23 protein-coding genes and 1 pseudogene are annotated in these 23,267 nt (G+C 68.7%); 12 read left to right on the forward strand and 12 right to left on the reverse strand.

The window, feature by feature from the left end:
* The first annotated feature begins 15 nt into the window (after positions 1–15).
* The 4 genes from BCY76_RS05525 to BCY76_RS05540 all read left to right on the forward strand — a co-directional run bounded on the left by BCY76_RS05525 (position 16) and on the right by BCY76_RS05540 (position 4,658).
* Positions 16–2,643, forward strand: a complete 2,628-nt coding sequence (locus BCY76_RS05525) for a DNA gyrase/topoisomerase IV subunit A (protein WP_085437306.1) — start codon at positions 16–18, stop codon at positions 2,641–2,643.
* 154 nt (positions 2,644–2,797) lie between these two features.
* The gene (locus tag BCY76_RS05530) at positions 2,798–3,142 is read left to right on the forward strand and encodes a BlaI/MecI/CopY family transcriptional regulator (protein ID WP_070162459.1); all 345 of its coding nucleotides are present in this window, start codon (positions 2,798–2,800) and stop codon (positions 3,140–3,142) included.
* A gap of 75 nt (positions 3,143–3,217) precedes the next feature.
* Complete coding sequence (locus BCY76_RS05535; protein ID WP_237089988.1) at positions 3,218–4,069, forward strand: M56 family metallopeptidase; 852 nt, start codon at positions 3,218–3,220, stop codon at positions 4,067–4,069.
* Positions 4,070–4,244: 175 nt separating this feature from the next.
* Positions 4,245–4,658 (forward strand): hypothetical protein, encoded by a 414-nt coding sequence (locus BCY76_RS05540; protein WP_070162457.1) that lies wholly within the window; start codon positions 4,245–4,247, stop codon positions 4,656–4,658.
* Positions 4,659–4,683: 25 nt separating this feature from the next.
* Here the strand turns inward: BCY76_RS05540 and BCY76_RS05545 are convergent, their stop codons facing one another.
* Genes BCY76_RS05545 through BCY76_RS05555 form a run of 3 tightly spaced genes read right to left on the reverse strand, consistent with a single transcriptional unit; the run spans position 4,684 to position 6,279 of the window.
* Positions 4,684–5,595, reverse strand: coding sequence for an SURF1 family cytochrome oxidase biogenesis protein (locus BCY76_RS05545; protein WP_070162455.1), 912 nt, complete (start codon positions 5,593–5,595; stop codon positions 4,684–4,686).
* Positions 5,592–5,855 (reverse strand): acetone carboxylase, encoded by a 264-nt coding sequence (locus BCY76_RS05550; protein ID WP_070162453.1) that lies wholly within the window; start codon positions 5,853–5,855, stop codon positions 5,592–5,594. Before BCY76_RS05550 ends, BCY76_RS05545 begins: the two co-directional genes overlap by 4 nt.
* Positions 5,842–6,279 carry a DUF3099 domain-containing protein gene (locus BCY76_RS05555; protein WP_070162451.1) on the reverse strand — a complete coding sequence of 146 codons (438 nt, stop codon included), beginning with the start codon at positions 6,277–6,279 and terminating at the stop codon, positions 5,842–5,844. Before BCY76_RS05555 ends, BCY76_RS05550 begins: the two co-directional genes overlap by 14 nt.
* A 113-nt stretch (positions 6,280–6,392) precedes the next feature.
* On the opposite strand from BCY76_RS05555, the gene BCY76_RS05560 reads away from it, so the two are divergent.
* A complete protein-coding gene (locus BCY76_RS05560; RefSeq protein ID WP_070162449.1) occupies positions 6,393–7,100 on the forward strand; it encodes a beta-ketoacyl-ACP reductase in 708 nt (235 codons plus the stop codon).
* A gap of 56 nt (positions 7,101–7,156) precedes the next feature.
* Complete coding sequence (locus BCY76_RS05565) at positions 7,157–7,921, forward strand: SDR family oxidoreductase (RefSeq protein WP_070162447.1); 765 nt, start codon at positions 7,157–7,159, stop codon at positions 7,919–7,921.
* A gap of 96 nt (positions 7,922–8,017) precedes the next feature.
* Here the strand turns inward: BCY76_RS05565 and BCY76_RS05570 are convergent, their stop codons facing one another.
* Positions 8,018–9,616 carry an ABC-F family ATP-binding cassette domain-containing protein gene (locus BCY76_RS05570; protein ID WP_085437308.1) on the reverse strand — a complete coding sequence of 533 codons (1,599 nt, stop codon included), beginning with the start codon at positions 9,614–9,616 and terminating at the stop codon, positions 8,018–8,020.
* Positions 9,617–9,676: 60 nt separating this feature from the next.
* On the opposite strand from BCY76_RS05570, the gene BCY76_RS05575 reads away from it, so the two are divergent.
* Entirely contained in the window at positions 9,677–10,486 is an 810-nt protein-coding gene (locus BCY76_RS05575; protein WP_237089989.1) for an energy-coupling factor ABC transporter ATP-binding protein, read from the forward strand.
* A 4-nt stretch (positions 10,487–10,490) separates the two neighbouring features.
* On the opposite strand, the gene BCY76_RS05580 is transcribed toward BCY76_RS05575, so the two are convergent.
* The 7 genes and pseudogenes from BCY76_RS05580 to BCY76_RS05610 all read right to left on the reverse strand — a co-directional run bounded on the left by BCY76_RS05580 (position 10,491) and on the right by BCY76_RS05610 (position 17,330).
* Positions 10,491–10,823: a metal-sulfur cluster assembly factor gene (locus BCY76_RS05580; RefSeq protein WP_070162443.1), complete on the reverse strand. Its 333-nt coding sequence runs from the start codon at positions 10,821–10,823 to the stop codon at positions 10,491–10,493.
* Positions 10,824–10,896: 73 nt separating this feature from the next.
* A complete protein-coding gene (gene sufU, locus BCY76_RS05585; RefSeq protein WP_070162441.1) occupies positions 10,897–11,388 on the reverse strand; it encodes a Fe-S cluster assembly sulfur transfer protein SufU in 492 nt (163 codons plus the stop codon).
* Positions 11,381–12,819 (reverse strand): annotated as a pseudogene (locus tag BCY76_RS05590) (SufS family cysteine desulfurase). Before BCY76_RS05590 ends, sufU begins: the two are co-directional and overlap by 8 nt.
* Positions 12,770–13,528: a Fe-S cluster assembly ATPase SufC gene (gene sufC, locus BCY76_RS05595; protein WP_070162438.1), complete on the reverse strand. Its 759-nt coding sequence runs from the start codon at positions 13,526–13,528 to the stop codon at positions 12,770–12,772. The pseudogene BCY76_RS05590 and the gene sufC overlap by 50 nt, the downstream one beginning before the upstream one ends.
* Before the next feature lie 81 nt (positions 13,529–13,609).
* Positions 13,610–14,899 carry a Fe-S cluster assembly protein SufD gene (gene sufD / locus BCY76_RS05600; RefSeq protein ID WP_070162435.1) on the reverse strand — a complete coding sequence of 430 codons (1,290 nt, stop codon included), beginning with the start codon at positions 14,897–14,899 and terminating at the stop codon, positions 13,610–13,612.
* A gap of 116 nt (positions 14,900–15,015) precedes the next feature.
* Positions 15,016–16,473 carry a Fe-S cluster assembly protein SufB gene (gene sufB, locus BCY76_RS05605; RefSeq protein ID WP_070162433.1) on the reverse strand — a complete coding sequence of 486 codons (1,458 nt, stop codon included), beginning with the start codon at positions 16,471–16,473 and terminating at the stop codon, positions 15,016–15,018.
* Entirely contained in the window at positions 16,470–17,330 is an 861-nt protein-coding gene (locus tag BCY76_RS05610) for a helix-turn-helix transcriptional regulator (RefSeq protein WP_070162431.1), read from the reverse strand. The genes sufB and BCY76_RS05610 overlap by 4 nt, the downstream gene beginning before the upstream one ends.
* Positions 17,331–17,490: 160 nt before the next feature.
* Between BCY76_RS05610 and BCY76_RS05615 the strand changes: the two genes are divergently transcribed.
* Genes BCY76_RS05615 through BCY76_RS05625 form a run of 3 tightly spaced genes read left to right on the forward strand, consistent with a single transcriptional unit; the run spans position 17,491 to position 20,200 of the window.
* The gene (locus tag BCY76_RS05615; protein ID WP_237089990.1) at positions 17,491–18,438 is read left to right on the forward strand and encodes an ABC transporter ATP-binding protein; all 948 of its coding nucleotides are present in this window, start codon (positions 17,491–17,493) and stop codon (positions 18,436–18,438) included.
* On the forward strand, positions 18,435–19,199 hold the full coding sequence (locus BCY76_RS05620) for an ABC transporter permease (protein ID WP_085437310.1): 765 nt from the start codon (positions 18,435–18,437) through the stop codon (positions 19,197–19,199). Before BCY76_RS05615 ends, BCY76_RS05620 begins: the two co-directional genes overlap by 4 nt.
* A complete protein-coding gene (locus tag BCY76_RS05625) occupies positions 19,190–20,200 on the forward strand; it encodes a COX15/CtaA family protein (RefSeq protein ID WP_085437312.1) in 1,011 nt (336 codons plus the stop codon). The genes BCY76_RS05620 and BCY76_RS05625 overlap by 10 nt, the downstream gene beginning before the upstream one ends.
* Here the strand turns inward: BCY76_RS05625 and BCY76_RS05630 are convergent.
* Positions 20,185–20,622: an RDD family protein gene (locus BCY76_RS05630; protein ID WP_237089991.1), complete on the reverse strand. Its 438-nt coding sequence runs from the start codon at positions 20,620–20,622 to the stop codon at positions 20,185–20,187. The genes BCY76_RS05625 and BCY76_RS05630 overlap by 16 nt on opposite strands.
* 370 nt (positions 20,623–20,992) lie before the next feature.
* On the opposite strand from BCY76_RS05630, the gene glnA reads away from it, so the two are divergent.
* A complete protein-coding gene (gene glnA, locus BCY76_RS05635; protein ID WP_070162426.1) occupies positions 20,993–22,417 on the forward strand; it encodes a type I glutamate--ammonia ligase in 1,425 nt (474 codons plus the stop codon).
* A 228-nt stretch (positions 22,418–22,645) separates the two neighbouring features.
* Entirely contained in the window at positions 22,646–23,197 is a 552-nt protein-coding gene (locus BCY76_RS05640) for a maleylpyruvate isomerase family mycothiol-dependent enzyme (protein ID WP_070162424.1), read from the forward strand.
* Positions 23,198–23,267: the final 70 nt, after the last annotated feature.

A 23,267-nucleotide genomic window follows, 5' to 3' on the forward strand; every position in this document is an offset into this window, starting at 1 on the left:
ACACCTTCCGCGCCCATGGCCCGCCGTTCGACTTCCAGCTCCCCGCGCTCCGGCCCCGAGCAGCCCCCGGTGACCCCGGAGGACCACATCGTCGACATCGACGTCTCGGCGGAGATGGAGACCTCGTTCCTGGAGTACGCCTATTCGGTGATCTACTCGCGGGCTCTGCCGGACGCCCGCGACGGACTGAAGCCGGTGCAGCGGCGGATCCTGTACATGATGTCCCAGATGGGGCTGCGCCCCGAGAAGGGCCATGTGAAGTCCGCCCGCGTGGTGGGCGAGGTGATGGGAAAGCTGCACCCCCATGGGGACGCCGCCATCTACGACGCCCTGGTCCGCATGGCCCAGTCCTTCTCGCTGCGACTGCCCCTGGTGGACGGCCACGGCAACTTCGGGTCCCTCGACGACGGCCCGGCGGCTCCCCGCTACACCGAAGCCCGTATGACGGCGGCCGCGGTGTCGATGACCACCGATCTGGACGAGGACGTCGTCGACTTCGAGCCGAACTATGACAATCAGCTGACCCAGCCTTCGGTGCTGCCCAGCGCCTTCCCCAACCTGCTGGTCAACGGCGCCTCGGGGATCGCCGTGGGCATGGCGACGAACATGGCTCCGCACAACCTGCGTGAAGTGGTCGCGGGGGCGCGGCATCTGATCATGCACCCCGAGGCCACGCTCGAGGACATCATGGTCCACATCCCCGGCCCTGACCTTCCCTCGGGTGGACGGATCGTGGGACTGGACGGCATCCGGGACGCCTACCGCACGGGTCGCGGCTCCTTCAAGACCCGCGCGACGGTCTCCATCGAGCAGGTCTCTCCGCGCAAGACGGGGATCGTCGTCACGGAGCTGCCCTACATGGTGGGTCCGGAGAAGATCATCGAGAAGATCAAGGACGCGGTCCAGTCCAAGCGCCTGGCCGGCATCTCCGACGTCTTGGACCTGACCGACCGCAAGCACGGCCTGCGGATGATCATCGAGCTCAAGGCCGGGTTCAACCCCCAGGCGGTGCTGGCGCAGCTGTACAAGCTCACCCCGATGGAGGACTCCTTCGGGATCAACAACGTGGCCCTGGTGGACGGCCAGCCGCGCACACTGGGCCTGCTGGAGATGCTCCAGGTCTACGTGGACCACCGCATCTCCGTGGTGCGTCGGCGCACGGCGTATCGACTGGCGAAGCGCCAGGACCGCCTCCATCTGGTGGAGGGCCTGCTGATCGCGATCCTCGACATCGACGAGGTCATCCAGATCATCCGCGCCGCCGAGGACACCGGCACCGCCCGAGAGCGCCTGATGACGATCTTCGACCTCACCCAGCCGCAGGCTGAGCACATCCTGGAGCTGCGGCTGCGGCAGCTGACCCGCTACTCGACGCTGGAGCTGGAGCAGGAGAAGCAGCGCCTCGAGGAGGAGATCGCCGAGCTTCAGGCGATCCTGGACTCCGAGCAGCGGCTGCGGGAGGCGGTGGCCGACGAGCTGGCCCAGGTGGCCGAGGCCCACGGCGACGACCGCCGTACCCAGCTGGTGGAGTCCGAGACCCTGGAGGCCCCGGCTCCCGCGGCGAAGGTGGCCTCGCCCGATGAGGCGGTCACCGCCATGCAGATCGCCGACTCCCCGTGCTGGGCTCTGCTGTCGACCTCGGGGCAGCTGGCCCGCACCACGGACCGCTCCGGACTGGTCCATCCGACTCGTCGCGGGCGTCATGACGCGCTGACGTCCATGGTCCCCACCTCAGCCCGTGGGGAGATCGGCGCCATCACCTCGGCAGGACGGATGATCCGGGTGCCGGTGGTGGACATGCCCGCCGTGGACGTCGCCTCCGGCACGGTGAATCTCAACCAGGGTGTCAAGGTCAAGGATTTCCTGGCGCTGGAGCGCAAAGAGGACCTGATCGCCTTCGTGCCCCTGGACGAGGTCGTCGCCCTCGGCACGGCCGCGGGGCGGGTCAAACGGGTCAACCCGGACTATCCGCTGAACCGGGACGAGTGGGAGGTCGTCGCGCTGAAGGGCAAGGACCGCGTCGTCGGCGCCCAGGCGGCCCCTGCTGATGACGACCAGCTGGTGTTCATCACTGCGGGGGCGCAGATGCTGCACTACGACGCCGCACTGGTGCGTCCCCAGGGCAGGACCGCCGCCGGGATGGCAGGGATCAAGGTCGCCGACGGCGATGAGGTCATCAGCTTCACGGTCGTGCCCGGCGCGGGAGTGCCGGACGAGGACGGGCAGGTCGCGGAGGACCTGGCGGGCTGGACCCCGGTGGTGGTGACCGTCGCCGCCGGACAGGAGCCGCTGGAGGGCTTCGAGGACGGCAGCGTGAAGGTGACCGAGTTCTCCGAGTTCCCGGCCAAGGGGCGCGCGACCGCCGGCGTCCGTGCCCATCGTTTTCTCCGCGGCGAAGACCACCTGCGCCTGGCGTGGGCAGGTCTGGGCCCGGCGATGGGCGCGGCGAAGAACGGCTCGGCCCGTGTGCTGCCGGCGGAGACGGCCCGACGCGACGGCTCCGGGATCCCGCTGGAGCGCACGGTCGATGCGGTGGCCTCCAGCCCGGAGGCCCTCACCCGCGTGGCCGGCGCACGCCTGTCGGCCGGCTCCGTGGACGGCGCCGAGGACGGCTCCGTGGACTCCGGGGCCGCCGGGGACTGACGCACGGTGGCGTCTCATCATGTGACACGCCATTACTACAGGTTGTAGAAATCACGGTCCCACCAGGAGTATCGTGGAAAGGCACCCTGCAGCGGGCTGAGCAGACTCGCTCCGCCTGTCAGGACACCCCATCACCGGCAAGGAGATCCACCGCATGGCCACCCTCGGCGACCTCGAGCGTTCAGTCATGAGCCTGCTCTGGGACAGCGCAGAGTCCCTCAGCGCCAATGACGTGCGGGATCGACTGGACGAGGACCTGGCGGTCACCACGGTGCTGACGGTCCTCGCGCGCCTGGAGAAGAAGAACATGGTCACCCGGGAGCGCTCCAGCCGTCCGCACCGCTACGCGGCCGCGGCCAGCCGCGAGGAGCACACGGTGGAGATGCTCAATGAGGTGCTCGGCACCGCCTCCGACCGTGAGGCCGTGCTCGCCCGCTTCATCGGTGGGATCTCCGACTCGGAGGCCACCGCTCTGCGTCGGATCCTCAGGTCCTCCTGAACCGCTCCCCCGCGGAGACCTCCTCGTCGCCGTCGTCGCCCCGGTCCGATGTGGACGTGCCCGTAGACTGGTGCTGTGACCTCGCTGGCCCTCTTCCTCGCCGTGCTGGCGTTCCTGCTGGCCGTACCGATCCCCCGGCTGCTCAGCCGGGCCCGTTTCCGCGCACGCTCTCCCTGGGCCGCCATGCTCCTGTGGCAGGCGATCGCTCTGGCCGGAGGTCTCGCGCTCATCGGAGCGCCTCTGGTCTACGGGCTGTCGCCCTTCGGCGGATCGCTCCATGAATCCGTGGCGGAGGTCCTGAAGCTGCTGCGCGCCGCCGACTTCACGGCGCTGGAGGACCTGCATGTGCTCCCCACCCATGTGTTCGCCCTGTGCCTGGCGGTCATGCTGGGCACCCACCTGCTGCTCACGCTGCTGCGCACCTACGTCAGGGTCCTGGGTTCGCGACGCCGGCACCGGGATCTCGTGAGGCTGCTGTCCACACCGCTGGACGAGCGCAGAGGCGCCACCACAGCACCGAATGCGACGGCCGTGGATGAGGCCCATGTCATCGAGGCCGAGGCGCCCTTGGCCTACTGTCTGCCCGGACGCACGCACGCAAGTTCGGTCACGGTGCTCTCCCGCGGGCTGCTCGACCAGCTCTCCGATGCGGAGCTCGCCGCCGTCGTCGCTCACGAGCAGACTCACCTGCACCAACGGCACCATCTGCTCACCATGGCCTTCGACGCCTGGTACCGGGCGCTGCCCTGGCTGCCCACTACCCGCTACGGCCGGGAAGCGGTCCTCGAGCTCACGGAGATGCTCGCCGACGACGGCGCCATGCAGCACCATTCCAGGGACGACCTCCTGCGCTCTCTGGCCCTGAGCACCCCGGAGATGTCCCTGATCGACGACGCGGACGCGGACGGACCTTCGCGGCCTGCCTGAGCTCGATGCGGCCCAGGCGCGACCGCCGGCGCCGGCGCCGCGGTGATCACCACGGAGCGGCTCAAGCGCCTGCTCGTGCCCCCGCCGGCGCTTCCACGCACCGCCCAGGCCGCGATCGACGGCCAGCCGCTGCCGGGCTTCTGACGGTGCCCACCGCCCTGCTGCTGGTGATCTGATGCACCGCTTCTCGTCTGCTCGACTTCGCTCGGGCACGGTGCTCTACCGGGAGAGGATGCCGCTGACGGCGATGCCCTGGGTCCTGCTGACCATGGCGGCCGCCCTACTCTACGGCACGTGGAGCGGAGTGGTGGACCGAGCAGAGCCGGTGTGGGTCGCTCTCGGGTGGGCGGCCCTGACCGCGGGAGCCATCGGGGTCCTGTTCCTGTCCATCTGGGCACTTCCGGTGATCGGCGAGGGCAAGCGGGTCCAGGTCGACGAGACCGGGGAGATTCCTGAGGCTCTGCTGATCGAGGATCTCCGGGCCGTCCGCCGGGGCAGCCGACGTCCCTGCTGGGCCGTGCAGGCGCCGCGCACCGACAACCTGCATGAGTCGCTGCGCACCGCCCGGCGCCAGCACAGGGGCTGCTGAGGGGCTGCCGAGGCGCCCGAGCCGGTCAGCGCGAGCCCAGCCGTTCGTCCACCCACGCGTCCTCGACGTCTTCGTCGCTGGCGCGACCGGCCCGCTCCCGACGACGTCGGCGGGCCTCGCGCAGACGCTCCTGACGGGAGACCCCTGAGGACGCCGTCCCGGCTGCCCGTTCCTTCCCGTCCTCCTCTTCGGCGATCACGTCGAGATCCCGATTGCGGGCCGTCAGTCGGGCCGCGTATCCCCAGCCGACGAAGCCGAGCAGCCCGAACGCGTACCACTGCATGGAGTAGGACAGGTGCGGGCCCTCGTCCAGCTCAGGCCGGGCCAGCTGGCGCGGCTGCTGGTCGGGGGCCGGATCCTCTCCGGCCATGAGCCCGTAGGCGCCGGTCACGAGATCGTAGCCGAGCTGCGTCTCGTACTCGTCGAGGTCGATGGAGGCGAGCTGGCCGTCCGGGGCGTCCCGGTCGATGTCCGGCTCGCCCGGCTTCAGCCGCGCCGTCACCTCGGCCTCTCCCCGCGGCGGCTCCGGCATATAGGCGGGCCGAGAGGCATCGGTGCTGTCGGTCGGCAACCAGCCGCGGCTGATCACGACGACGTCGCCGTCGTGGGTGCGGAAGGGCACCACCTGCTCATAGCCGACGGACCCGCTGTGACCGCGGTTGCGCACCAGCCGGACGTCGTCGGAGAGATATTCGCCGCGCAGGGTGGTCACGGTCCATTCGTCGTCGGCCTCCGGAGACCGGTACAGTTCGCGCACCTCGGCATAGGGCACTGGGTCCTCGTCATAGTTGGCGACGACCCTGTTGATGTCCTCCATGGCGTGCTCCCGGCGGTCCAGCTGCCACTGTCCCAGGAACACACAGGCCACAGCGAAGCCCACGCACACGGCCAGCCAGCCCAGCCACGTGGGAGTCAGCAGGAATCGGTACCGGCTCATGTCGCGGACTCCTCAGTGTCGCCGCCGGTCAGGGGCACCGTGCTGCGCCAGAACAGGCGCTGGGCCAGGAAGTTCTCCAGCCATGCCCGGTGCTCGTCACAGGCCAGCCAGACCTTCCGTCGCTGCTCGTCGTGGATCTTGGGGTTGTTCCACAGGATCTGCCAGACGGCGGCGGACCGGCACCCCTTGCGGGAGCACTGCGGCGTCTCCGGACCGGGGGCCTCCCCGGCCTGTCCGCCCAGCGAGCTAAGAACGTCCATCGTCTCCTGCATCCCGCACGACTTCACCTTCGATGATCTGCACCTGCCCCTCGGCGCCCCCCTGATGGCCCTCGGCACGGTCAGGGTCCCCTGCCGCGGCCTGATCATCCGCATCTCCTCCGGGGCCCCGGCCGTCCCCCAGCTGCGCCGAGCCGGCAGGCAGACCACGCATCCCGTCCACCGTCTCGGCATCCCGACTGCGGAAGTACCGGTCCGTGCCCGCATTGGCCACGGTGACCGCGATGTAGGGCAGCACGACAGCCAGCGCGAGGAAGACCCAGGTCATCCAGTTCTGCACGACGACGGCCAGCACGAAGCACACGGCACGGATGCCCATGGAGATCGCGTAGCGCACCATGCGCCCGTGCTGCTCCTCGCTGTGACGCTGGGGAGCATCCGTGATGGACTGGACAGGTTCGTTCACCGCTCCATTCTAGTGCGCGGACCTGGACGCCCACCGGCGATGTGACGAGACGGTCACCGTGTGCCTGACATAGGCTGGTGGGCAGTTGTGACCATTTTGACGACGGGAGACCCATGAGCGGACGCAGCGTACTGATCACCGGAGGCAACCGCGGCATCGGCCGCGCCATCGCCGAGGAGTTCATCGCGGCCGGAGACAAGGTCGCGGTGACCACCCGGACCGGCGAAGCCCCGGAGGGCGCGCTGGGGGTGGCCGCGGACGTCACCGACGCCGCCTCGATCGATGCGGCGTTCACCGCCGTCGAGGAGGCCCACGGACCTGTGGAGGTGCTGGTCGCCAACGCCGGCATCACCCGGGACACCCTGCTGCTGCGGATGTCCGAAGAGGACTTCACGGACGTGGTGGACACCAACCTCACCGGAGCATTCCGCGTGCTCAAGCGTGCGTCCAAAGGCATGCTGCGCCTGCGCAAGGGCCGCGTGGTGCTGATCTCCTCCGTGGTCGGCCTCTACGGCTCCCCCGGTCAGATCAACTACGCATCCTCCAAGGCCGGGCTGGTGGGCATGGCACGGTCCCTCACCCGGGAGCTCGGCGGACGGGGCATCACCGCCAACGTGGTGGCGCCCGGGTTCGTGCGCTCGGACATGACCGACGCGCTCGACGAGGACACCCAGAAGAAGTATCTGGAGAACATCCCCGCCGGCCGTTTCGCCGAGACCGACGAAGTCGCTCGGGTGGTGCGCTGGCTGTCCTCCGAGGACGCCGGCTACATCTCCGGCGCGGTGATCCCCGTCGACGGCGGACTCGGTATGGGCCACTGAGCCCCGGTGCTCCGCAGCCGACCCCCGTCACCCAGTACAGAAGGAGACCATTGACCATGACTGAGACCCAGGACCTCGCCGGCACCGGCGCCATCATCACCGGCTCGTCCCGCGGCATCGGTGCGGCCACTGCTCAGCTGATCGCAGCCCGCGGAGCGGGTGTGGTGATCAACTACCGGCAGAAGGCCCCCCGCGCGAAGAAGGTCGTCGCACAGATCGACGAGGCCGGCGGCCGTGCCGTGGCCGTCGGTGCGGACCTCACCGAAGCCGCGGGTGCCAAGAGCCTCGTGGACGCCGCCGTGGAGAACTTCGGCTCCCTGGACCTGCTGATCCTCAACGCCTCCGGCGGCATGGAGTCAGACCGGGGCGAGGACTACGCCCTGAAGCTCAACCGTGACGCCCAGGTCCAGATGCTCCGCGCCGCGCTCGACGTCATGCCTCGCGGTGCCCAGGTGGTCTTCGTGACCAGCCACCAGGCGCACTTCATCAATGAGACCGCCACCATGGACGCCTACGAGCCGGTGGCCCGCTCCAAGCGCGCCGGTGAGGACGCCCTGGTGGCGATGATCCCTGAGCTGGACGAGAAGGGGATCACGCTGACCATCGTCTCCGGGGACATGATCGAAGGCACGATCACCGCGACGCTGCTCGAGCGTGCCGAGCCCGGTGCGATCGACGCCCGCCGGGAAGCCGCCGGCAAGCTGTACTCCGTGGAGGAGTTCGCTGCGGAGATCGCCTCGACGGTGAATCGGGACGGTCTCGCCCAGGGCCACGTGGAGCTCGTCGGAGGCGCGGAGGACTTCCTCAGCCGGCAGGGCTGAGCCTCCACTGCCCCATACTCCGCACCGGGAGACACACCACAGGGCCGGGAGCGACGATGAGTCGTCGCTCCCGGCCCTGTGCTGTGGGGAGCAGGATCAGGCCAGGGTGACCAGGTCCTGGTATTCGGCGGTGTAGAGATCCTCGACGCCGTCGGGCAGCAGCACCACACGCTCCGGATCCAGCGCCTCCACCGCACCCTCGTCGTGGGTGACCAGCACGACGGCGCCCTCGTAGGTCCGCAGCGCGGCCAGGATCTCCTCACGGGAGGCGGGATCCAGGTTGTTCGTGGGCTCGTCGAGCAGCAGCACGTTGGCGCTGGAGGCGACCAGGGTGGCCAGGGCCAGACGGGTCTTCTCACCGCCGGAGAGCACCTCCGCCGGCTTGTGGACGTCATCGCCGGAGAACAGGAACGAACCCAGGATCTTGCGCTGCTCGGTGTCCGCCAGCTCCGGTGCGGCGGTCTTCATGTTCTCCAACACGGTGCGTTCGGTGTCCAAGGTGTCGTGCTCCTGGGCGTAGTAGCCCAGCTTGAGCCCGTGTCCAGGGATGACAGCCCCGGAGTCTGGCTGGGCGACTCCGGCGAGCATGCGCAGCAGTGTGGTCTTGCCTGCCCCGTTGTAGCCGAGGATGACCACCCGGGAGCCTCGGTCGATCGCCAGGTCCACACCGGTGAAGATCTCCAGGGAGCCATAGGACTTCGAGAGCCCTTCGGCGAACAGCGGCGTCTTGCCGCAGGACGCCGGCTTCGGGAAGCGGATGTTGGCCACCCGGTCCGCCTGTCGCTCTCCTTCGAGTCCGACCATCATGCGGTCGGCCCGCTTCAACATGTTCTGCGCAGCGACCGCCTTGGTGGCCTTGGCGCGCATCTTCTCCGCCTGGGAGCGCAGCGCCGTGGCCTTCTTCTCGGCATTCGCGAACTCGCGCTTGCGTCGCGCCTCGTCCTGCTCCCGCTGAACGAGATAGTTCTTCCACCCCATGTTGTAGACGTCCACCACACACCGGTTGGCATCCAGGTACAGCACCTTGTTGACGGTGCGCTCCATGAGCTCCACGTCGTGGGAGATCACGATGAATCCGCCCGAGAAGTGCTGCAGGTAGTCCCGGAGCCAGACGATGGAGTCCTGGTCCAGGTGGTTGGTCGGCTCGTCGAGAAGCAGGGTGTCGGCGTCCGAGAAGAGGATCCGCGCCAGCTCCACGCGCCGCCGCTGGCCGCCGGAGAGCGTCTTCAACGGCTGGGTGAGGATGCGCTCCGGCAGGTCGAGGTTCGCACAGATGGTGGCCGCCTCAGACTCTGCGGCGTAGCCGCCGGCTGCCACGAACCGAGCCTCCAGGGTGGAGTAGCGCTTCATGGCCCGGGCCTGGACGGCGTCGTCAGAGGAGCTCATCTGCTCCTCGGCCTGGCGCATCTTGGCCACGACCTCGTCAAGACCGCGCGCAGAGAGGATGCGGTCGCGGGCGAGCTGCTCCATGTTCTCCACTCGGGGGTCCTGGGGCAGGTACCCGATCGACCCGGTGCGCTCGACGTGACCGGCCGCGGGCAGGGCCTGGCCGGCGAGCACCTTGGTCATGGTGGTCTTCCCCGCGCCGTTGCGCCCCACCAGACCCACCTTGTCACCGGCGTCGATGCGGAAGGACACCTCGTCCATGAGCAGACGGGCGCCGGCTCGCAGCTCGAGGTTCGATACGCTGATCACAGTTGACAGGCCTTCCTGGGAGAGACGCGGACCGCCGCAGATCGGAGCAGCAGTCGAGACATGGCTGAGATGACGGACGGAGCGACGAGGAGCACGCTGAAGGGCGCCGACGCTCCGGCACACCCTGGACAGTCTAACGAGGCTGTCCAATCGGGCTCGCGGGTCCCCGCCTCTGGCCCGCAGCGCCTGGTCACCGAGGTCGACGCCGTCCACGTCGCCGTGGACCTGCCCGATGGCTCGCGTCGGACGATCCTCCACGAGCTGAGCCTCACCCTGGACGAGCCGGTGGTCGCGGTCGTCGGGGCCAACGGTTCCGGCAAGTCCACGCTGCTGCGGCTGGTGGCGGGCCTGGTCGCACCCACCGCCGGGGAGATCCGCTTCTCCCCGGCCGTGCCGCGGTCGGGGTTCATCTTCGCGAACCCGCAGGCGCAGATCATCATGCCGGTGGTGGGCGAGGACATCGAGTTCTCGCTGCGGGAGACGGTGAAGTCCCGCGCGGAGCGCACCCGCCGGATGCGGGAGATCCTGACACAGCTGGAACTCGGACACCGGGCGGAGTCGAGCGTCTACGAGCTCTCCTCCGGCGAGCGGCAGAAGGTCGCCCTGGCCGGAGTGCTGGCCACTGAGCCCGAGCTGGTGATCGCCGACGAACCCACCACACTGCTGGATCTGCGCAATGCCGCAGAGTTCCGCCGCCGCCTGCTCGAGCTGCAGGTGCCCCTGCTGCTGGCCACCCATGATCTGGAGTTCGCGGCCCAGGCGGACCGGGTCCTCGTATTCGATCAGGGGCGGCTCGTGGACGACGACGAGCCGGCGGCAGCGATCGCTCGCTACCGCCGACTCGCCCTGCAGGAGCCTGAGGGCCGCTGAAGGCTCAGATGTTGAAGCCGAGGGCCCGCATCTGCTCGCGGCCGTCCTCGGTGATCTTCTCCGGCCCCCACGGCGGCATCCACACCCAGTTGAGCCGCCACTCGTCCACCATGGTGCCCACGTGCTGGCCGACTTGGTCCTCCAGGACGTCGGTCAGCGGGCAGGCGGCGGTGGTGAGGGTCATGTCGATGACCAGGGCGCCGTCCTCGGCGTAGTTCAGGCCGTAGAGCAGGCCCAGGTCGACGACGTTGATGCCCAGCTCCGGGTCGATGACCTCTTTGAGGGCCTCTTCGATGTCTTCGAGCGGTGTCCGCTCGGCGGTCGGGGTCTCACTCATGGTCCGCACTCCTTCCTTCGATGGCGTAACGCCACGGTGTCGCCATGTATGCCCGGCCTGTCCGGCCGGGGTGTCAGTCTTCGGTGCTCGGCGTGCGGGAGACGCGCGCCTGCAGCAGGGCGTCGTGCAGCGCCATCCAGCCCAGCAGGGCGCACTTGATGCGCGCCGGATACTTCGCGACGCCCACGAAGGCCGAGGCGTCCTCCAGCCTCTCCTGTCGTTCCTCGTCCGCCAAGGGGCGGCCTCGACCACGCATGAGCTCCCGGAAGGTCTCCCCCAGCTCTTCGGCCTCCGAGACCTGCGTGCCGTCGACGAGGTCATGCATGACCGACAGCGAGGCCTGGGAGATCGAGCAGCCGTGGCCCTCCCAGCCCAGACCCGCGATGCGCAGGTCCGTGCCGTCCTCCGAGGAGTCCAGCCTGACCCAGAGCCGGGCCTCGTCGCCGCAGGTCGGGTTGACCTGGAAGGATTCGCCGTCGTAGTTCTCCAGCGCACCTGCCCCGTGGCGTTCCCGGGAGTGGTCGAGGATCACCTGTTGGTAGAGCTGCTCCAGGGCGTCAGCCATGCTGCCCTCCCGAGGTGCTCCCCCCGAGGCCGAAGAACGGCCTCACACGCCCCAGCGCCTCCACGAACGCCGCGACCTCGTCAGGCGTGGTGTAGACGCCGGCTGAGGCTCGGGCCGAGGCGTGGACGCCGAGCCGCCGATGCACCGGCTGGGCACAGTGATGTCCCACGCGCACGGCGATGCCGGCGTCGTCGAGCACCTGGCCCACATCGTGCGGGTGCACCCCCTCGACGTCGAAGGCCACCACGCGAGCCGGTCGACGGGATCCGTGGGGCCCAGCACCCGCACACCGGGGACCGAGGCGATCCCGTCGAGCAGCAGCCGGGTCAGCTCCTCCTCATGTGCGGCGAAGGACTCCATACCCACACCGTGGAGATACTCCACAGCGGCGTGCATCCCCACGGTCTGGGCGACCATCTGCGTGCCGGCTTCGAAACGGTTCGGCGGCGGCATGAACGTGGTGGTCGCCATGGTGACGACCTCCACCATCGATCCGCCGGTGATGAACGGCGGCAGGAGCTCCAGCAGCTCACGGCGACCGTACAGGACGCCCACACCGGTGGGAGCGAGCATCTTGTGCCCGGAGAACGCGGCGAAGTCGACGTCGAGACCGTGGACGTCCAACGGCAGGTGGGCTGCGGACTGGCAGGCATCCAGTACCACGACGGCGCCGACGCGCCGCGCGTGCGCGACGACGTCGGCCACAGGGCTGATCGCGCCGGTGACGTTGGAGGCGTGCGTCAGCGCCACGATTCGGGTGCGCTCGGTGATCACGGAGAACGTCTCCGGATCCAGGCGGCCCTCATCCGTGAGGCCGATCCACCGCAGCGTGGCTCCGGTCCGTGCGGCGAGCTGCTGCCAGGGCACCAGGTTCGCGTGGTGCTCGGCCTCGGTGACCACGATCTCGTCACCTTCCGCGAGGGCGAAGCGCTCCGACGTCGCGGATTCGCCGCGTCCGAGCCGGGCGTCCAGCGTGGCGCTGAGGAAGCCGTGGCTGACCAGGTTGAGCGCCTCGGTGGCGTTCTTGGTCCACACGATCTCGTCCTCGTCGGCCCCGACGAAGCCGGCGACGGCGGCTCGAGCCGCCTCGTAGACCTCTGTGGCCTCTTCGGCGACCTGATGGGCGCCGCGGTGGACAGCGGCGTTGGTGCGCTCGTAGAAGTGCCGTTCCGCCTCGAGCACAGCACGGGGCTTCTGCGCGGTCGCCGCGGTGTCCAGGTAGACCAGCGGCCGCCCGTCACGCACGGTGCGCTCCAGCAGCGGGAAGTCCGCACGGACGGCCGCCAGCTCCGCCGCGCTCAGGGAGCGGGCGGAGCCGGCGGCCGGCGCGGGCTGCGGGTGAGCAGCGGTCATGGGATCAGTGCCTCTCGAGATGGTCGTCTCAGGCGGTGGCCGCGAGGAAGCGGTCGTAGCCCTTCTCCTCCAGCTCATCAGCGAGCTCCGGCCCACCGTGCTCGGCGACGCGCCCGTCGATGAACACGTGGACGTGGTCGGGCTTGATGTAGTTGAGGATGCGGGTGTAGTGCGTGATGAGCATGGTGCCCATGCCGTTGGCCTCATGGGCGCGGTTGACGCCCTCGGAGACCACGCGCAGGGCGTCGATGTCCAGACCCGAGTCGGTCTCGTCCAGGACGGCGAACTTCGGCTTGAACAGCTCCAGCTGCAGGATCTCCACGCGCTTCTTCTCACCGCCGGAGAAGCCCTCGTTGACGTTGCGGCTGGCGAAGTCGGCGTCGATCTTCAGCTGCTCCATCGCCTCGCGGACCTCCTTGGTCCAGGTGCGGAGCTTCGGCGCCTCGCCGTCCAGGGCGGTCTTCGCGGTGCGCAGGAAGTTGGTCATGGTCACACCAGGGACCTCCACCGGGTACTGCATGGCCAGGAACAGGCCGGCCTGGGCGCGCTCGTCCACGCCCATCTCCAGGACGTCCTCGCCGTCGAGGGTGATGGACCCGGAGGTCACCTCGTAGCGGGGGTGCCCGGCGATGGTGGCGGCCAGGGTGGACTTGCCGGAGCCGTTGGGGCCCATGATGGCGTGGATCTCACCGGAGGTGATGGTCAGGGAGACGCCCTTGAGGATCTCCTTGGTGCCCTGCTCGGTCTCGATGGAGACGTGGAGGTCCTTGATCTCGAGAGTAGACATGTCGTGTCCGTCGTCCTTTGCTGTGTCGTGAAGCGTCAGTGTCAAGCGGGTGGGGCAGTCCGGGCGCGCGCCCGGCGATGCTCAGAAGCCGGCGATCTCCAGCTCGTTCTCCAGGTCCTCCTGGAGAGAGTCCTCGATGCTGGACACACCGATCTTCTGGATGATCTCGTTCAGGAAGCCACGGACCACCAGCTGGCGGGCCTCCTTCTCCGGGATGCCCCGGGCCATGAGGTAGAAGAGGTGGTTCTCGTCGAACCGTCCGGTGGAGGAGGCGTGCCCGGCCCCCTCGATGACGCCGGTCTCGATCTCCAGGTTCGGCACCGAGTCCGCGCGGGCTCCGTCGGTGAGCACCAGATTCTGGTTCTTCTCGTAGGAGTCGGTCCCCACGGCCTCCTTGCGGATGAGCACGTCACCCACCCACACGGTGCGGGCCGAGGCGCCCTGGAGAGCGCCCTTGTACAGGACGTTGGACGTGTTCCGCGGCGAGTTGTGGTCCACGAACGTCCGGTGCTCAATGTGCTGACCGGCATCGGCGAAGTACAGGCCGTACATCTCCGCCTCCGCACCCTCGGCGGCGTAGCGGAAGTTGGTGTTGAGGCGGATGACTGCGCCGCCCAGCGACACGGCGACGTGCTTGTAGGACGCGTCGCGACCGACCTCGGCGTCGTGCTGTCCGACGTGGACGGCGTCGTCGTCCCAGCGCTGCAGGGAGATCACCTTCACGTCGGCGCCGTCGCCAACGATCACCTCCACGTTGCCGTTGAAGGCCGCGCTGCCGCGGTGCTCGAGCACGAACACCGCCTTCGCGTGGGTCCCGGCCTGCAGCACGATGTGGCTGTTGGCGCGACGTCCGGCGCCCGCCCCGGTGATGTCCACGCGGATCGGCTCCGCGACCTCGACGTCGGCCGGCACGCTGACGTGCAGCGCGTCGTCGACGTTCTTGGCCGCGACGGCGGCTGCGCGGTCCGCCGGCTGCAGGACGCTGTCGCGCGGAGCGATCCCCTGGGCCAGCGAGGAGACGACGACGTCCTCGGAGGCGGTGACGCGGTGCTCCGCGGCGTCGGCCTGACCTGCCTCGTCGGTCAGCACGCCGGTCAGCTTCTTCAGCGGAGTGAAGCGCCACTCCTCCTCACGGCCGCTCGGCTGCGGGAAGCCGGCGACGTCGAATCCGGTGTGCCGGTTGGCCCGGGAGCCGATGCCGGAGGTCAGCTGCTTCGTCTCACCGAGCCCGCCGTGGCTGTGCTCAGCGGCCTGGTTGGTCTCAGCGGCGAGGTTCTCGCCCTCCTCCGTCATGCCGGGGATGGAGATGCGGCGTTCGCCGACCTCCACTCCTGCGACCTTCTCCGCCTGGTCAGCGGGGGTGTTCGTCATCTGTTCCTCGTCCCTTGTCTGTCGTGGAGATGTGGGTGAAGTCTGATCTCACGGAGACCCGCCCCGGGGGCTCCCCCCGGAGCGGGTGTCCGTGCGTACGGCGATGAGGCCTCCGGTCAGCCGACCGAGCCTTCCATCTGCAGCTCGATGAGGCGGTTCAGCTCGAGGGCGTACTCCATCGGCAGCTCCCGGGCGATCGGCTCGATGAAGCCGCGCACGATCATCGCCATGGCCTCGTCCTCGGCCAGCCCGCGGGCCATGAGGTAGAACAGCTGGTCCTCGGAGACCTTGGAGACGGTGGCCTCGTGCCCGAGGGTCACGTCGTCCTCGCGGATGTCGATGTACGGGTAGGTGTCGGTCTTTGAGATCGTGTCCACCAGCAGGGCGTCACACACCACGGAGTTCGCCGAGTGCTCGGCTCCCTCGTTGACCTGGACCAGGCCGCGGTAGGAGGCGCGCCCACCGTTGCGGGCCACCGACTTCGAGACGATGGAGCTCGAGGTGTGCGGCGCCATGTGGACCATCTTGGAGCCGGTGTCCTGGTGCTGACCCTCGCCGGCGAAGGCCACAGAGAGGGTCTCACCCTTGGCGTGCTCACCGGTCAGGTAGACCGCGGGGTACTTCATGGTGACCTTGGAACCGATGTTTCCGTCGATCCACTCCATGGTGCCGCCGGCGTCGACGACGGCGCGCTTGGTGACCAGGTTGTACACGTTGTTCGACCAGTTCTGGATGGTCGTGTAGCGCACGCGGGCGTTCTTCTTGACCACGATCTCCACGACCGCCGAGTGCAGCGAGTCGGTGTCATAGATCGGGGCGGTGCAGCCCTCGATGTAGTGGACGTAGGAGTCCTCGTCGGCGATGATCAGGGTTCGCTCGAACTGACCCATGTTCTCGGTGTTGATGCGGAAGTAGGCCTGGAGCGGGATCTCGACGTGCACGCCCTTGGGGACGTAGACGAAGGAGCCGCCGGACCACACCGCGGTGTTCAGGGCGGCGAACTTGTTGTCGCCCACCGGGATGACGGAGCCGAAGTACTCCTCGAAGAACTCCGGGTGCTCCTTCAGTGCGGTGTCGGTGTCCATGAAGATGACGCCCTGCTCCTCCAGGTCCTCACGGATCTGGTGGTAGACCACCTCAGACTCGTACTGGGCGGCCACGCCGGCCACCAGACGCTCACGCTCGGCCTCCGGGATGCCGAGCTTCTCATAGGTGTTGCGGATGTCCTCGGGCAGGTCCTCCCAGGTGCGGGCCTGCTTCTCCGTGGAGCGCACGAAGTACTTGATGTTGTCGAAGTCGATCTCAGAGAGGTCGGCTCCCCACATCGGCAGCGGCTTGCGCTCGAAGTACTTCAGGCCCTTCTTGCGCAGCTTGAGCATCCACTCCGGCTCGTCCTTCTTGGAGGAGATGTCGGCGACGACGGCCTCGTCGAGACCGCGCTTGGCGTTGGCGCCGGCGACGTCGGAGTCGGACCAGCCGTACTCATAGGCCCCGATCGCGTTGAGCTCCGGATTCTTCTCCAGGATCTCAGAGATGACGCCCGGGTCCTCGGTGCGCTGGATCTGCTCGGTCATGACAACCTCTCTTGTTGACGGGGGGAGATGACGATTCTCTTGCGTCCGCCGGACAGGCGGCTGCCTGCGGAGGCGGTGCGTGTCGTGGGGTCCTGCGGGGCATCGGACGCTGAACGTCGGGCCCGCTGTTCGGCGGCGAGCCGCTCGCGGCCCACCGGGACGTGTGTGGTGCAGACGTGGGCTCCCGCGGCCTGCGTCGAGAGCCGCCGGACGTCCACTTCGAGCAGGCGAGAGATCATCTCGGTCTCTTCCTCGCAGAACACCGGATGGGCCTCAGCTATTTCCCGCACCGGGCAGTGTCCCTGACAGAGCTGGGTGGACTGCATGGCCAGCAGCGGATTGTCCCGGCCCACTTTGCGGGTGAAGCCGGCGAACCCGTCCTCGCTGAAGAGCTCGGCCAGCCTCTCCGCACGCTCGTCGAGGTCGTCGATGCCGGCCAGGTGCTGGCGGTAGCGATCCTCGTGGCCGGCGAAGTAGGCCTCTGCCAGCGCGCGGGGCGCCTCGTCACCGACGGCGTCGCCGAGCACGTCGAGAGCCCGCCGGGCCAACCCGAGATAGTCGTCGCCGAGTACCTGCTGGCCCTCCTGCGAGATCACGTAGCGTCGGGAAGGACGTCCGGCACCCTTGCGACGGGAGGTGACGTTCTTGATCTCCACGATGCCCTGCTCGGTCATCGCGTCGAGGTGACGGCGTACAGCGGCGGCCGTGAGGTCAAGGCGCCTCCCGAGCGCCGCAGCGCTGATGGGGCCCTCCTCCACGACGAGCTGCAGCACCCGCTCACGCGTGGTGCCGTCGCCGTCCCGACCCGCGTCGACCTGCGCCGACACGGGCTCTGCGGAGCTCCGGCTCGAATACATGATCCTATTATGACTTATTCAAAACAGGCGTGCCAGTAAGGCGACCCTGCATTGATGCAGATCACAGCCGGGGTCCACGAGCCCCGGCACAGGATGTCATCCTCCCACCCTCCAGCACCCTCGACCTCTACTACAACCTGTAGAAATGTAGAATGTCCTGGTGCCCCAGCATCCCCTCTGCCTCAGCCTGCGCCAGGTCCGATACGCGGTCGGCTCCGCCCGGTCCGCAACCGGTGTGCAGGAGATCCTCCGCGGCGTCGACTTCACCGCCCGCCGCGGCGAAGTGACCGTCCTCCTGGGGCCCAACGGTGCGGGGAAGACCACCGCACTGGGCTGCGCGCAAGGCCTGCTGCGACCCTCCCAGGGCACGGTCTCCCTGCTGGGCGAGGACCCCTGGCGGGCCGGGGCTGGGCTGCGCGCCCGGGTCGGCGTCATGCTCCAGGACGGCGGCCTCCCCCAGTCGGTGCGACCGAAGGTGCTGCTCGAACACGTCGCCCGGCTCCACGCGGACCCCTGGCCGCTTCAGGACCTGGTGGACCGCCTGGACATGTCCGGATTCATGGGCACCACCGTGCGCCGCCTCTCCGGCGGGCAGCGGCAGCGCGTCGCCCTGGCCGCCAGCCTCATCGGCCGCCCGGAGGCCGTCTTCCTGGACGAACCGTCGGCCGGCCTGGATCCACAGTCGCGGCAGACCGTCTTCGAGCTGGTCACGCATCTGCGGGACCGTGGGCTGGGCATCGTGCTGACCACCCATCTGCTGGAGGAGGCCCAACGCCTGGCCGATTCGGTGCACATCCTCAAGGACGGCGTCGTCGTGCGGCACGGCACCGTGGCCGAGCTCACCGACGACGGGCGCAGCCGGCGGCTGATCTTCGTCTCGCCCCGCACGTTGACCCGTGCCGAGCTCGAGGCGGCTCCGACGCCGATGAGCCTCGACGGCGGGGCGGACAACGAGCCCGGAGCCCGGTGGGCCGCCGGAGGCATCAGTGGCCCCCAGGATCTCCACCGTCTCACGGACTGGTGGCGCCAGATCGATCTGATGCCCGGCGAGGTCTCCTTCGAGGCCCGCACCCTCGAGGACGTCTTCTGGGAGGTCTCCGTCTCATGACCCCGCCGCTCTCCCGCCCCGCTCCGGCGAGCCGGCGCATCCTCGCCCATGGCTTCTACGAGACCCGCAACACGCTGCGCAACGGCGAACAGCTGCTGGTCTCGATCATCCTTCCTGTGTTGGTGCTCATCGGAGCGCACCGTCTGGACATCGTCTCCGGTACGACCGCCGGAGGCCTCAGCGTGCCCGGGATCGATGTCATCACCCCCGGGGTGCTCGCACTGTCCGTGATGGCCTCTGCCTTCACCGGACAGGGCATCGCGGCCGGCTTCGAACGGCAGTACGGGGTGCTGGCCTATCTGTCCACCACTCCGCTCGGGCCGACCGGCCTGATCCTCGGCAAGGCCGTGGCCGTCGTCTGCGTCGTGGTCATCCAGGTGGTCGTCATCGGGGCGGCAGGACTGATGCTGGGCTGGCAGCCTGACCCCGGAGGCCTGGCGTGGCTGTCGCTGGTCCTCGTCCTGGGTGCCACCGCCTTCACTGCGCTGGGCCTGCTGCTGGCCGGCACGGTGCGAGCAGAGGCGACACTCGCACTGACCAACATCCTGTGGGTTCTGCTGGGGGCCGCCGGAGGCACCGTGTTCCCGCTCGACCATGACGGACCGGGCGCCCTGCTGCTCCTGCTCCCCTCCGCGGCGCTGGGCGAGGGCCTGCGCGCCGCTTCCATCGACGGGGCACTGGCCCCGGTCCCTGCTCTCGTCCTGGCGGGCTGGTCCGTGCTCGCCGTCCTCGCCGCACGAAGGTGGTTCCAATGGCGCTGACCGATTCCCTGACCCGCCGACTCCCCACCCGTATCACGACCATGACGCGGATCCTGGCGATCGCCACCCTGGTGTCCAACATCGGCATCATGGTCACCGGCGGCGCCGTGCGGCTCACCGACTCGGGCCTCGGATGTCCGGAGTGGCCCCGCTGCACCCCCGAGTCCTGGGTCTCCACCCCCGAGATGGGCATCCACGGTGCGATCGAGTTCGGCAATCGGCTGCTCACCTACGTGCTCATCGCCATCAGCATGGCCATGTTCTTGGCGATCGTCCGGCTCTGGGACAGCCACCGTCCACTCGTCGTCCGGTCGCTGCTGATCGGCCTGGGCATTCCGCTGCAGGGCGTGATCGGCGGCATCACCGTCTGGACGAACCTCAACCCGTGGGTGGTGGGCCTGCACTTCGTGCTGTCCTCGGTCCTCGTCATGCTCGCCGCCCAGCTGCTGCATCGAGTGAACCTGGAGCTCCGACACGACGGTGAGGCCGGACGTCCCCTCGTGGACGGGCCAGTGGACTCCGTCAGCTCCGCGATGGCTCCGGTCCTGCTGGGCGCCAGCTGGATCGCCGTCGTCCTGGGCACGATCGTCACGGGCACAGGCCCTCACGCCGGAGACCCGGGCGCCCCCCGGCACGGTTTCGACCCGGACCTGGTCACCCGCCTCCACACGATCCCGGTGTGGGTGCTGTGCGCGGCGACGCTGGCCATCCTGGTCCGGCAGCTCCGGCACCAGGCGTCCCCTGCTCAGCGGAAGGCCACCTGGTGGTTGGTCGGCGTGATCCTGGGCCAGGCCACCATCGGCTATGTCCAGCACTTCACCGGACTCCCCATCCTGCTCGTCCTGCTGCACATGCTCGGCTCCGCCGTGCTCATCGCCGCGGCGATCGTCCTGGTGGACAGGCTGCGGGCCCCGTATCGGACCCGCGGCCTGGATCGCGGGCCCCGACGCAGGCCTCGGCCCCCGGTGAACACCGAGGTCGACGGTCACATCCTGAGCTGAACGGTTCCTGACACACGGTCATGGACGGCGCGCCCGTCGGGCCCGAAGAGGATCGCCGGGAGGATCACCACCAGCAGCCCCGTGCGTACGGCCGACCAGAGCGGGCCCGGGGCCCGAGTGCCGCGCACCACCTGGATGCGGACCAGTCGTTTGCCGATGGTCACCCCGAGCAGACCCACCAGGATGATGTGCATTGCGGCGAAGATCAGCAGGGTCACCACCGGGTCGCCGGCGAACCAGACGGTGGAGATCAGCAGCGCGATCCCCCAGTCGATCAGCAGAGCCAGCACCCGGCGCCCGAACGGGGCCAGGCTGCCTGGGCCGTCCTCCGGAAGGCCCAGGCGTTCCCCCGGCCAGCTGTCTCCGGCCCCCTCCCCGGAGGGCTCGGAACCACCAGGGCGCGCGTCTCGGCTGTCTGCCACGGATCTCCTCTGCTCGACGGGCCGTCGGCAACATGTCTGCCGACGGACTCCAACCCACCATTCTACGGGCGAGGACGCTCTCCGGGCGGGACTGACCGACGGGGATGAGCGACTTAAGTTACATGGCTGAAACATTTGCGTGATGGTCGAGAAACCCCGCCTGCCTAGCGTGGACTCCAGAGCGTGAGCCTCGGCCCACGGCTCAGGTGACGCGGACCGGCCATCACGACGGCACGACCCCGGTGCACCCCCGCCGGATCAGGTCATCGACGGTGATCGGTCCCACACACCTGTGCCGATCCGGCTAGGGTGAACAACGCAGACCGGGTCCGCCCGGTGTCCAGCACGATATCCATAGGAGCAAGGACGCATGTTCAGCAACCCCGAAGAAGTCCTGAAGTTCATCCAGGAGGAGGATGTCCGCTTCGTCGACATCCGGTTCACGGACCTCCCCGGCAGCCAGCACCACTTCAACGTCCCGGCGAAGACCGTCGACCTCGACTTCTTCGAGAACGGGCAGCTGTTCGACGGCTCCTCGATCCGCGGGTTCCAGGGCATCGAAGAGTCTGACATGCAGCTCATCCCGGATGTCGCCACCGCCTTCATCGACGAGTACCGCGTCGAGAAGACCCTGGCGATGAACTTCTCCATCGTGAACCCGCGCACCGGCGAGCCCTACGTCCGCGACCCGCGCGGCGTCGCGCAGAAGGCCGAGGAGTACCTGGCTTCCTCCGGCATCGCCGACACCGCCTTCTTCGGTGCTGAGGCCGAGTTCTTCCTCTTCGACGATGTGAAGTGGCAGTCCTCGCCGCAGGCCTCCTTCTACTCGGTCGACTCCGACGAGGCCAACTGGAAGTCGGCCGAGGAGCTCGCAGGCGGCAACCTGGGCCACAAGCTCGCCACCAAGGGCGGGTACTTCCCGGTCTCGCCGCAGGACAAGAGCGCCGACCTCCGTGACGCGATCTGCATCGCGATGGACAACGCCGGCCTCGAGGTCGAGCGTTCCCACCACGAGGTCGCCGCTCCGGGCCAGCAGGAGATCAACTACAAGTTCAACACGCTGGTCCACGCCGCCGACGACGTCCAGAAGTTCAAGTACGTCGTGAAGAACACCGCCGACCAGTTCGGCAAGTCGGCCACGTTCATGCCGAAGCCCGTCTTCGAGGAGAACGGCTCGGGCATGCACTGCCACCAGTCCCTCTGGAAGGACGGCGAGCCGCTGTTCTTCGACGAGAAGGGCTACGCGAACCTCTCCGACACCGCGCGGTGGTACATCGGTGGCCTGCTCAAGCACGCCCATGCGGTCCTGGCGTTCACCAACCCGACGGTGAACTCCTACAAGCGACTGGTCAAGGGCTATGAGGCCCCGGTCTCCCTCGTGTACTCGCAGGGCAACCGTTCCGCCTCGATCCGCATCCCGATCACCGGGGCAAACCCGAAGGCGAAGCGCCTCGAGTTCCGCGCTCCGGACGCCTCGGGGAACCCGTACCTGGCCTTCGCCGCGCAGATGATGGCCGGCCTGGACGGCATCCGCAACCGCATCGAGCCCCACGAGCCGGTCGACAAGGACCTCTACGAGCTGCCGCCCGAGGAGCTGGCGACCATCCCTCAGGCCCCCGGCTCGCTGGATGAGGCGCTGGAGGCTCTGGAGAACGACTACGAGTTCCTGCTCGAGGGCGGGGTGTTCACCGAGGAGATCGTCAAGACCTGGATCGCCTACAAGCGTGAGCAGGAGATCGAGCCGCTGAACCTGCGCCCGAACCCGCACGAGTTCGAGCTCTACTACTCGGTCTGACCCGCAGACTCAGGTCGACGTCGAAGGCCCCGTGGGCGGCAGCTGCCAGGCTGTCCCCCACGGGGCCTTTCGCGTGCGCTGCGGTGGGCGCCCCTCTGCCCACGGTGCCGGGACCCACGGCCATACGCCCTGGCCACAGACCTCCGCCCGCCACTAAGGTCTGTGGGCATACCCGACGCCCGACGACCAGCGGCCACCACATCCCGAAGGCCGCAGGAGGCCGACACCATGTCAGAGATCGCCGCCCGTCACGCCCGGCTCGCCGCCGACTTCAGGAGCACCGCCGCCTCCGTGCCCCCGGGCCGGTGGGACGCTCCCTCACCCTGCCAGGGCTGGACCGCACACGACGTCGTCGCCCACGTCATCGAGGCGCACCTGATGCAGCTCGGTTTCGCCGATGCCGTTCCGCAGAACGTGCCTGATGCCGTCGAAGCCCCCGTCGAGGCCCTGGACGTCGTGATCGCCGCGGTCCAGGAACAGCTCGGGGACCCCGACCGCGCCACGCAGGTGATCGACGGAATCGCCGGGCAGATGCCCTGGGAGACCTCCGTCGACTCGTTCCTGTGCTTCGACCTGCTCGTCCACCGCTGGGACCTCTCCCGTGCCGCCGGCTTGCCGGAGGCGCTGCCTCCCGAGGACGTCCGTTGGGCGTCGGCCGTCGCCGACGGGTTCGGCGAGATGCTCCACGCCGAAGGAGTCTGCGCCCCACCGCTGGAACCTCCCCAGGACGCCGATGAGCAGACCACGTTCCTGGCCCGGCTCGGCCGACGCGCCTGGTGATCATGCTCTCAGCGAATCCGGGATGACGTGCCGCCGCGCCCCTGTTGGATCCGGTGAGCGCTGACACGGG

This window comes from Nesterenkonia sp. PF2B19, assembly GCF_001758425.2.
Classification (GTDB): Bacteria; Actinomycetota; Actinomycetes; order Actinomycetales; family Micrococcaceae; genus Nesterenkonia; species Nesterenkonia aethiopica.

Excerpts from the sequence above, each read along its gene's own strand:
- sufB (WP_070162433.1), bottom strand. The coding sequence starts at position 16,473 with ATGACCGAGCAGATCCAGCGCACCGAGGACCCGGGCGTCATCTCTGAG.
- BCY76_RS05545 (WP_070162455.1), bottom strand. The coding sequence starts at position 5,595 with ATGAGCCGGTACCGATTCCTGCTGACTCCCACGTGGCTGGGCTGGCTG.
- glnA (WP_070162426.1), top strand. The coding sequence starts at position 20,993 with ATGTTCAGCAACCCCGAAGAAGTCCTGAAGTTCATCCAGGAGGAGGAT.
- BCY76_RS05575 (WP_237089989.1), top strand. The coding sequence starts at position 9,677 with ATGGCTGAGATGACGGACGGAGCGACGAGGAGCACGCTGAAGGGCGCC.
- BCY76_RS05610 (WP_070162431.1), bottom strand. The coding sequence starts at position 17,330 with ATGTATTCGAGCCGGAGCTCCGCAGAGCCCGTGTCGGCGCAGGTCGAC.
- BCY76_RS05640 (WP_070162424.1), top strand. The coding sequence starts at position 22,646 with ATGTCAGAGATCGCCGCCCGTCACGCCCGGCTCGCCGCCGACTTCAGG.
- BCY76_RS05530 (WP_070162459.1), top strand. The coding sequence starts at position 2,798 with ATGGCCACCCTCGGCGACCTCGAGCGTTCAGTCATGAGCCTGCTCTGG.
- BCY76_RS05580 (WP_070162443.1), bottom strand. The coding sequence starts at position 10,823 with ATGAGTGAGACCCCGACCGCCGAGCGGACACCGCTCGAAGACATCGAA.
- BCY76_RS05620 (WP_085437310.1), top strand. The coding sequence starts at position 18,435 with ATGACCCCGCCGCTCTCCCGCCCCGCTCCGGCGAGCCGGCGCATCCTC.
- BCY76_RS05550 (WP_070162453.1), bottom strand. The coding sequence starts at position 5,855 with ATGGACGTTCTTAGCTCGCTGGGCGGACAGGCCGGGGAGGCCCCCGGT.
- BCY76_RS05540 (WP_070162457.1), top strand. The coding sequence starts at position 4,245 with ATGCACCGCTTCTCGTCTGCTCGACTTCGCTCGGGCACGGTGCTCTAC.
- BCY76_RS05560 (WP_070162449.1), top strand. The coding sequence starts at position 6,393 with ATGAGCGGACGCAGCGTACTGATCACCGGAGGCAACCGCGGCATCGGC.
- sufC (WP_070162438.1), bottom strand. The coding sequence starts at position 13,528 with ATGTCTACTCTCGAGATCAAGGACCTCCACGTCTCCATCGAGACCGAG.
- BCY76_RS05625 (WP_085437312.1), top strand. The coding sequence starts at position 19,190 with ATGGCGCTGACCGATTCCCTGACCCGCCGACTCCCCACCCGTATCACG.
- sufD (WP_070162435.1), bottom strand. The coding sequence starts at position 14,899 with ATGACGAACACCCCCGCTGACCAGGCGGAGAAGGTCGCAGGAGTGGAG.
- BCY76_RS05525 (WP_085437306.1), top strand. The coding sequence starts at position 16 with ATGGCCCGCCGTTCGACTTCCAGCTCCCCGCGCTCCGGCCCCGAGCAG.
- BCY76_RS05565 (WP_070162447.1), top strand. The coding sequence starts at position 7,157 with ATGACTGAGACCCAGGACCTCGCCGGCACCGGCGCCATCATCACCGGC.
- sufU (WP_070162441.1), bottom strand. The coding sequence starts at position 11,388 with ATGGCTGACGCCCTGGAGCAGCTCTACCAACAGGTGATCCTCGACCAC.